Here is a 7596-nt window from a genome sequence, read left to right on the forward strand (position 1 = left end):
CATACGGGGATGGCACAAGCAAGAAGCCCCCGCCCTTGTAGTTGTGTCATCCTTGGCGGCCTGCCCGCCGGCGAGGCGCTTTTAATCTTTGAACGGAACGCTCCACTCCCCAAATCCACGCTTCGCGGGTCCAAACGCAACGCGCTCCGCGCTCGCAAGCTCGAACGCGCTCCGCGCACCAAAACCGGTCACTGCCACTCGGTGACCGTGACGGCATCACCAACCGCGATCTCACCCGGCATCAACACCGCCGCCTTCAACCCAAAACTAACCCCATCGGGCTCCCGCCGATACTCAGCCAACGTCCGCAAAGGCTCCAGCCCCATCCGCACCCCACTCGACTGATCAACCCGGGTAACCACACACCGAATAGCCAACTCCCCAAACCCGATCTCAGCCCCACCGATCCCCATCCGCCGCACCCGATCCTCGGTATGCGGCTCCGGCCACCCACTCACCACAACATTCGGCCGAAACCGATCCATAGGCAACGGCTCCTCCCCCCGCGCCACAATCCGCGCGTTCAACCCCTCCAAAGAGGACACCGACAGAACGTGCACCGCAGTAGGATCCGCATCCCCCCGCGCACGACCAGCCCGATCAGGCTCCCGCACCAACCGCACCGCCCTGCCCAGCACCTCCGACAGCCACCCCGCCACATCCTCCCCCTGATCCACTCCACCCCCCGGCCACTTCTCCACCTCCACCGGCCGGACAGCACCCTCCGTCACCACGTCCCACACCACCTCCCCAGCGCCGGACGCACTCAACGCCACCCTCGCGCCCCCATCCAGCACCCGAACCCGAACCGCAGCCAACCTCGGAGTCTCGCCCTGCCACAAGCAGGCCCCATCCGACCCGACCACCGCGAACAACCGGTCGTGGGCCAAACCGGTCGTCCACACCTCGGAGCGCTCCAAAGCAACCCCTGCACATCCCTTGACGGGGTAAGCCATCAGCGCGGAAACCGTTGCCATGCCACCAAAATACCCGCCTCAACCACCAGGGGTACGTCGTCTGGGATGATCCTCGACATGCACAAGCAGCACGTTCTCCCCGCAGCACTGGCCGGTTCCTTGACCGCCGTAGGCACCCTGGCGTTGTTCGCGGCAGGCGGACGGGCCGTGTGCGGGTCGTACGGCCAGGACTGCGGCTGGGGGACACTCCTAGCAGCGATCGCCCTGTACCCCGTCGTCGTCTGGCTGCTGGGCTGGCTGCTCCTTCGCGCATTCGGCGCCCAACGCCCACTACTAACCGCCTCGATCGGGGCAGTGCTCGCAGTACTGGTGCTCTTCACCACCGGCCCAATGGGCCTAACGGCCACAGTCGTAGCGCCGGCGGTAGCGTTCACGGTGGCCGCGCTGGTGGTCCACAAGCTGTTCACCCCAGCCCAGCGGGAGCGGCTCGGGGCCGCCCCCGCGAAGGACGGTCAGGGCAGGCGCACGGATTGGCCGTGGCGGAAGAAGTCGGTCGGGTCGTAGCGCAGCTTCACCTGCTGCAAGCGCGGGTAGTTCTCCTTGTGGTACAAGACCTGTGACGAAACACCGGACGTGTTCAGGGCCGGGTCGTCCAGGTCGATGTCGGCGTAGTTCACGTAACAGCCGTCGGTCACGTCGTTCGGCACCGGGACGCCGCCGGTGTCCTGATAGGTCTCCTGGTAGCTCTCCCGCGCCCAGGCCACGTACTTCTCGTCCTCGGCCGGGTTGTTCCAGTAGGCCGACCACAGCATCTTGAACGCCGCGCCCCGGTGCACCGCGGCGGTGTCGGACGGGGCGACGGCACCGGCCTGCCCGCCGTACGGGGTCACGCCGACGCTGACGTTGGGGTTGACGATGTCGGTGCGCGTCAAGTGCTTGTGCAGGGCGGCGAGGTGGGCTTCCGGGTACTCCCCCACCATGTAGGCGGACTTGAACTCCGCGCGCATGGTCGGGTCGTTGATCGCCACGTTGGTGGCCCCGAGGAAGCGGGTCGCCTGGAGCCACGGCATGCGGGTGCGTGTGGCGAACTGCGGCATGGCGTTGATCTCGCCCATCGGCGTGGTGAGCGGGCCGGGCGCGACGCGGATGCCGTCGCCGATGAAGGCCAGGTAGTCGTCCAGCAGCGCGTCGGCGTCGGGGAGGTTCGCGTCGATCTGGGTGACCAGGCCGAGGAAGCCGTTGGAGACGTGGTTGAGCCCGAGCAGGCTGGAGATGGCGCGGTTGGGGTTGTCCGGGGCGCGGTTGGCGACGTGCCAGGCGCCGTAGTTGTGCACGAGCCGGAAGAACTCGTCGCGGTCCACCTCCGCCCACGGCCACGCCACCGCGCTGAGGTACACCTCGGCCGGCGGGCGGGGCAGCAGCTCGCGCGGGTCGCGGCCGTAGGCGCCCGGCGTGCGGAACAGGTAGCGGGTGATCACGCCGAAGCTGCCGCCGCCACCGCCGGTGTGCGCCCACCACAGCTCGCGGTTCGGGTCGTGCTCGTCGCGCGTGGCGACCACCGTGCGCGCCTTGCCGGAGTCGTCCACGACGACCACCTCGACGCCGTACAAGTGGTCGACCACGAGGCCGTCCCGGCGCACCAGCAGGCCCCACCCGCCGCCGCTGACCAGTCCGCCCACGCCCACGGAGTGGCAGAAACCGGCCGGCACGGTCACGCCCCACTTCTTGTAGAGCGTCTCGTAGACCTCCAGCACGGTGGCGCCGGACTCGACCGCGATCGCGTTGTGCGCCGGGTCGTAGTAGATCGCGTTCAACTCCGACACGTCGATCACGACCTGCACGTCCGAGTTGTACACGAAGTCCTCGAAGCAGTGCCCGCCGGAACGCACGGTCAGCCTTTTCCCGCGGTTCACGGCGTCCTGCACGACGGCCTCGACCTGTTTCGCGGAACCGACCACCCACACCGTTTCCGGTGCGCCTTTCCAGCGCTGGTTCATACCCGTGACCAGGTCGAGGTACTGCTGGTCGTGGGCGGTGACCGGACCTTGATCGATCTTTTTCCGATCACCGTCGACGAGCACACCGGCCGGTGCTCCGGGTGTTAATGCAGGCCCTTCCGACATGAGACTCCCCCTTTTCACCGAGTTGCCCCGGACCATACTCGCCGGCGTCGCCGCGCAGGCGACTTCGCGGGAATTCGCGATGATTCCCGATCACTGCGGACGCGGGTGCGGCCGAAAGGTGTCGAGGTGATCGGCCACCCAGTCGTCGAAGGTGCGCGGCGGCCTGCCGACGAGCTGTTCGAACGTGGGCAGGACCCGCGCGGCGACCTCCTGGAACTCCGGGCGCCCGAGGTTGCCCAGCGTCGTCTCGACCACCAGCGGCTGCCGCCCGGCGCGGGCCGCCGCGCCGACGACGTCGGCCACCGGCACGTCCACCAGCCGCAGCGGTCTGCCGAGCTGCGCGGCCAGCCGGTCGACCCGCTCCGCGACGGACAGCGCCTCGGGACCGCTGATGCGGTAGGTCCGTCCCTCGTGGCCCGGCGTGGTGAGCGCGAGGACGGCCAACTCCGCCACGTCCCGCGGGTCGATCACGGCCACGCGCGGCTCGACCTGCGCCCAGAACACCGTGTCCGAGGCCGCGACCGGACCCGCCCACAGCCGGGCGTTGGAGCCGAACTCGCCGGGGCGCAGGAACGTCCACGTCGGACCGCCGGGCCGCGCGCCGACCTGCCGGACCACGCGTTCGCCCGCGAGGTGCCACGTGCTCACCAGGTCGTCGAAGCCGTACTCCGCGCCGATGATCGACAGCTTGACCACGTGCCGCACCCCGGCACCGGCCGCCGCCACGACCAGGTTCGCGTCGTGCAGCGGCGTCTCGGGACCACCGCCGGTCAGGGCGAACACCGCGTCCACCCCGGACATCGCGACCTCCAGCGCCCGCGGGTGCCCGAGGTCGCCGACCGCCACCTCCACCCCGTCACCCAACGCCGGGTCCCGCCGCCGCACCAGCGCGCGCACCTTCTCCCCACGCGCGACCAACTGCCGCACAACCTCCCGACCGACCACACCGGTCGCACCCGCCACCAGGATCACGTCTCCCCCTCCGCCCTTCCGTCCTCACCCGCCGACGCCCGGCCCGCCTCACGCGCCGACACCACCTCACGCCTCACGCAGTGGCACCGCCGCACGCCTCACGAGCCGACACCCCCGCACGCTTCACGCGGTGGCACCCGCCCGCCTCACGCGGTGGCACCACCCGCCGTGTCACGCGGTCGCACCGCCGTCGAGCACGATGTCCGTGCCCACCGCGAACGCGGCGTCCGGCGAGGCCAGCCACAGCACCGCGTCCGCCACCTCCTCCACCGTCCCCGCCCGGCCGATCGGCAACGCGCCCGCCAACCGGGCCGCCTGCTGCGCCGGGGTCTCGCCGCGGATCAGCGACAGCGGCGTCGCGATCGGGCCGGGGCTCACCGTGGCCACCCGGATGCCGTCGCCGATGTGCTCCAACGCCGCCGTCCGGCTCAGCGCGGTGATCGCGGCCTTGGCCGCCGCGTACGCGCCGGTGCCGGGAATGCGGCGGTGCGGCCCGACGATCGACGACATGTTCACGATCACGCCACCGCCGTTCGCGCGCATGTGGGCGATCTCGTGCTTCATCGACAGCCACGTGCCGGTGGCGATGGACAGCGCGGTCGCCCACTGGTCCCCGTCCAGCTCCGCGACCCGCCCGACGACCATGACGCCCGCGTTGTTGAACGCGACGTCCAGCCGCCCGTGGCGGTCCACAGTGGACTGCACCATGTGCCGCACCTGGTCCTCGTCGGTCACGTCGACCCGGATGTGGGCGGCGTGACCGCCCTCGTCCGCGATGGTCCGCACCGCCTCCCGCAACGGTTCCTCGTCGATGCCCGCCACCACGACGGTCGCGCCCCGCGCCGCGAACGCCCGCGCGGTCGCCCGCCCGATCCCCGTCCCGCCGCCGGTGACCAGGACGACCCTGTCGTCGAACCGCATCCCCGTCACCTCACACCGGGACCGACTCGTGCAGCGCGGGCACGACCTCGTCGGCGATGACGCGCACGTGGTGGTCGTAGTCGTCGAAGGACCCCATGCGCAGCACCACGTGCCGCGCGCCGGCGTCGACGTACTCGCCCAGCCAGCGGGTGAACCGCGCCGCCGACCCGCCGAAGTAGAGCTGGTAGTCGGTCATCGGCGCGAGCGGGAGGTTGTTGTAGCGGTGGGTGTACGCCTCCAGCCCCGCCCGCGCCGCGTCGTCGTCCTCGTCGATGAACGCCGTGACGTAGAGCGCCGGGGTGATGGTGTCGGGGTCGCGGCCCGCGGCCGTCGCGGCGGCGCGGATGTCCTGCCACGACCGGTGGTACTCGTCGGGGTCGATGCGCACCGGCAACCACCCGTCGTACAGCGCGCCCGCGCGGGCCACCGCACCGGGCTTGCCGTTGCTCGCCATCCACACCGGCGGTCCGCCCGGGGTGAACGGCGGCGACTGGTCGCGCAACCCGGTCAGGTCCGCGTACCGGCCGACCAGCTCGCCCCGCTCGCCGCGCCACGACCGCTTCCACAGCCGCACCGCCTCGTCGACCCGGTCGACCCGTTCGCGGTAGGACATCGTCACCGCCGCGTGCTCCTCGGCCACCGGCAGCGGCGCACCCACCCCGAGGCCCAAGCGCAGCCTGCCGACCGCGAGCTGGTCGAGCGTGGCAACGGTGTGCGCCAGCGCCAGCGGGTCGCGCAGCGACGCGGTGAGCGCCGCCGTCCCGACCGACACGCGCTCGGTCACCATCGTGATCGCGGCGAGGAGGGTCAGCGGCTCCAGCCGGTGGCGGGCGACGAACGAGTCCCCCACCCACACCGAGTCGTAACCCAGTTCCTCGACCTGTTTCGCCTTGTCCGTCAACGGACTCGCGTCGCGGTGTCCCAGCATCGCCGACTCCCGCACCGGCAACGCGACACCGACTTCCACAGCGGGCACAACTTCCTCCAGGTGCGTCCAGCACCACCTCAAGCGCCGGCCGCGACCAGGGCCGCGCTGCGCGGCCCCAGACCGAGGGCGGTCGCGAGTCTCAGGTCCTCCGCGGTGTCCACATCGCACCGCAGTGATGGCCAGGCACCGGTCAACGCGACCGCGCCGCCGTCCTCGTGCGCGCGGGCCGAGCCGGTGCCGAGTCGAGGCCACAGGTCCGCGCCGGGGGCGGCGAGCAGCAACGTCGTGCCGGTGCCCGGCCGGTCGGCGCAGAAGGCCCGCCGGCCCGCCGCCGCCGCGACCGCCGCCGACAGCTCGGCCGGTCGCAGGGCGGGCAGGTCCGCCGGCAGCACGCCGACCGCGGCGGCCGGGTCCTGGCGGCGCACGACCTCCGCGCCGGCCCGGACCGCCGCGTTCAGACCGGTCCCCGGATCGGGGACGGCCGGCACGCCCAGCGCGGTCACCTCCGCCACGACCGCGGGGTCCGACGTCACCACGAGCACTCGTCGGACCCGGGTCGCGGCCGTGGCGGCGGCGACGGTGTCGAGCGCGAACGCGAGCGCCAGGGCAGCGCGCACGGCCGGGTCGCCGGCCGCGTCCGCGAGCCTGGTCTTGGCCCGCGCCAAGCCCTTCACCGGGACCACGAGATCCACCGCGCCGGGCGCGCGGTCACGCACCGGGCAGCGTTTCGTCGGCCATCCTGGTGTTCTGGTAGGCGGTGATCCGCCACTGCCCGCCGTCGTCCACCAGCACCCACGTGGCCCGGATCGCCCGTTCCGCCGCCGGTTGCGCCTCGCCGGGCGCGAGCACCCCGCCCTCGGTCGTGGCGACCGCGGCTCCCGGACCCAGGAACCTCAGGTCCACCACGTCCTGGAGCAGCGTGGTCCCGCGGTGCGCGGTGGCGAACTGTTGCCGCACCACCGTGCGGATCACCTCACGACCGCGCAGGAACCGGTCGCCCGACAGGACCATCGTCGCGTCCTGCGTGTAGGCGTCGGCGAACGCGTCGGCGTCGTTGTCCGCCCACGCGCGCCCGATGCCGTCGATGACCGCGCGGACCCCGGTCTCGTCCAGGTCCGGACGCGCTCTCGATGTCGTCGTCTCTCCCATGCTCCACTCCCCCGTACTTCCGCACGACCTCGTTGCCGTGCGCTCTGATCGAGTTGAGTCGACCAGGTTCAACAATCTTTCCGCTCAGGGCTCATACCGGCATCTCTTGGGTTGCCCTGTTGACGGGAAATCCGTATGTCGTGGTGCGTTCCCGTGCGGGACGTCCTGCCATTGCCGCGGTGGTGTGCAGCTGTTGGACGGTGCGAGAGGAGCCGTGTTCGGAGCCGGCCATGCGGCTGATCGTCTCTTCCATCAGCGTCCCGCCCAGGTCGTTGGCACCCCCGCGCAGTACCTCCGCGGTGCCCTCGTCGCCGAGCTTGACCCAGGAGCACTGGATGTTGTCGATCCGCCCGTGCAACGCCAGCCGCGCGAACGCGTGCACCGCCCGGTTGTCCCGTCGGGTCGGACCCGGCCGTGCCACGCCCGCCAGGTAGATCGGCGCGTTGCGGTGCACGAAGGGCAGGCCGACGAATTCGGTCAGGCCGCCGGTGCGGTCTTGCAGGGCCGCGAGGGTGCGCAGGTGGCCCAGCCAGTGGCCGGGGTGGTCGACGTGGCCGTACATCATCGTCGAGGACGACCGGATCCC

8 protein-coding genes and 1 pseudogene are annotated in these 7596 nt (G+C 71.4%); 1 reads left to right on the top strand and 8 read right to left on the bottom strand.

The window, feature by feature from the left end; all coding sequences use genetic code 11:
* Nucleotides 1-188: 188 nt before the first annotated feature.
* Complete coding sequence (locus WBN91_RS38300) at nucleotides 189-977, bottom strand: MOSC domain-containing protein (protein WP_337728789.1); 789 nt, start codon at nucleotides 975-977, stop codon at nucleotides 189-191.
* 57 nt (nucleotides 978-1034) lie between these two features.
* On the opposite strand from WBN91_RS38300, the gene WBN91_RS38305 reads away from it, so the two are divergent.
* Nucleotides 1035-1481: a hypothetical protein gene (locus WBN91_RS38305; protein WP_337728790.1), complete on the top strand. Its 447-nt coding sequence runs from the start codon at nucleotides 1035-1037 to the stop codon at nucleotides 1479-1481.
* Here WBN91_RS38305 and WBN91_RS38310 read toward each other — a convergent pair.
* From WBN91_RS38310 to fbiC, 7 genes and pseudogenes are all read right to left on the bottom strand, one after another.
* Nucleotides 1430-2998 carry an FAD-binding oxidoreductase gene (locus tag WBN91_RS38310; protein ID WP_337728791.1) on the bottom strand — a complete coding sequence of 523 codons (1569 nt, stop codon included), beginning with the start codon at nucleotides 2996-2998 and terminating at the stop codon, nucleotides 1430-1432. The two genes, WBN91_RS38305 and WBN91_RS38310, sit on opposite strands and share 52 nt — an antisense overlap.
* A gap of 132 nt (nucleotides 2999-3130) precedes the next feature.
* Nucleotides 3131-4012 carry an NAD(P)H-binding protein gene (locus tag WBN91_RS38315; RefSeq protein WP_337728792.1) on the bottom strand — a complete coding sequence of 294 codons (882 nt, stop codon included), beginning with the start codon at nucleotides 4010-4012 and terminating at the stop codon, nucleotides 3131-3133.
* A 171-nt stretch (nucleotides 4013-4183) separates the two neighbouring features.
* Nucleotides 4184-4933 carry an SDR family NAD(P)-dependent oxidoreductase gene (locus tag WBN91_RS38320; RefSeq protein ID WP_337728793.1) on the bottom strand — a complete coding sequence of 250 codons (750 nt, stop codon included), beginning with the start codon at nucleotides 4931-4933 and terminating at the stop codon, nucleotides 4184-4186.
* A 10-nt stretch (nucleotides 4934-4943) separates the two neighbouring features.
* Nucleotides 4944-5909 carry an LLM class flavin-dependent oxidoreductase gene (locus tag WBN91_RS38325; RefSeq protein ID WP_337728794.1) on the bottom strand — a complete coding sequence of 322 codons (966 nt, stop codon included), beginning with the start codon at nucleotides 5907-5909 and terminating at the stop codon, nucleotides 4944-4946.
* 29 nt (nucleotides 5910-5938) lie between these two features.
* Entirely contained in the window at nucleotides 5939-6577 is a 639-nt protein-coding gene (cofC, locus tag WBN91_RS38330) for a 2-phospho-L-lactate guanylyltransferase (RefSeq protein WP_337728795.1), read from the bottom strand.
* Nucleotides 6570-7010, bottom strand: coding sequence for an SgcJ/EcaC family oxidoreductase (locus WBN91_RS38335; RefSeq protein WP_337728796.1), 441 nt, complete (start codon nucleotides 7008-7010; stop codon nucleotides 6570-6572). The genes cofC and WBN91_RS38335 overlap by 8 nt, the downstream gene beginning before the upstream one ends.
* Nucleotides 7011-7101: 91 nt before the next feature.
* Nucleotides 7102-7596: pseudogene (gene fbiC / locus WBN91_RS38340) on the bottom strand (7,8-didemethyl-8-hydroxy-5-deazariboflavin synthase); the annotation flags it as partial.

It is taken from the genome of Saccharothrix sp. CCNWYY140 (genome assembly GCF_037401995.1).
Taxonomy (GTDB): domain Bacteria; phylum Actinomycetota; class Actinomycetes; order Mycobacteriales; family Pseudonocardiaceae; genus Actinosynnema.

Bases quoted from the DNA above. Each gene is read 5' to 3' on its own strand.
- WBN91_RS38305 (WP_337728790.1), top strand. From the start codon at position 1,035: ATGCACAAGCAGCACGTTCTCCCCGCAGCACTGGCCGGTTCCTTGACC.
- WBN91_RS38300 (WP_337728789.1), bottom strand. From the start codon at position 977: ATGGCAACGGTTTCCGCGCTGATGGCTTACCCCGTCAAGGGATGTGCA.
- WBN91_RS38320 (WP_337728793.1), bottom strand. From the start codon at position 4,933: ATGCGGTTCGACGACAGGGTCGTCCTGGTCACCGGCGGCGGGACGGGG.
- WBN91_RS38335 (WP_337728796.1), bottom strand. From the start codon at position 7,010: ATGGGAGAGACGACGACATCGAGAGCGCGTCCGGACCTGGACGAGACC.